This is a genomic window from Streptomyces sp. DH12, assembly GCF_020873895.1.
Taxonomy (GTDB): Bacteria; Actinomycetota; Actinomycetes; order Streptomycetales; family Streptomycetaceae; genus Streptomyces.
In genome coordinates, this window is sequence record NZ_JAHWGT010000641.1 from 1 (window position 1) to 536 (window position 536).

Annotated in this window: 1 pseudogene; it reads left to right on the top strand. The window is 75.6% G+C overall.

Annotated elements, in window-relative coordinates:
* Window positions 1–536: pseudogene (locus tag LPA54_RS36225) on the top strand (hypothetical protein); the annotation flags it as partial.

Below are 536 nucleotides of genomic sequence, written 5' to 3' on the forward strand. Positions count from 1 at the left end.
GCTCTGGAGTCGTACGGTCTGGACCCGGCGCGCCGCGAGCTGTTGGCGGCGGAGGTCCTCGGTTGCGGACTGGACTGGGTACTCTCCGGGGGCCAGGGTTCCGCTCCTCCCGCCGCCGTGTGCGTGGCGTGCCGGGCCGGGCGGGTGGACGACGACGGATACTGCGAGAACTGCGGCCACGCCCAGCCGCGCGAACGGGACCACATGGAACAGGAATGCGGCCCCGTCGCCGCGGTCAGCGACCGCGGTCTGCGGCACCACCGCAACGAGGACGCCTTCGCCGTCGGCACGACCGCGCTGCCCGACGGCTCCCCCGTGTCCGTGGCGGTCGTCTGTGACGGCGTCTCCTCGGCGACCCGCCCCGACGAGGCGTCACTCGCCGCCTCCCGCGCGGCGAACGCGTCCCTGCTCGACGCGCTGCCGCGCGGCACGCACCCGCAGCAGGCGATGCACGAGGCGATCCTCGCCGCCTCCGAGGCGGTCAACGCGCTGGCGGGCGAGCAGCCCGCGGAGGCCGACGAGCACGCCCCGCAGCA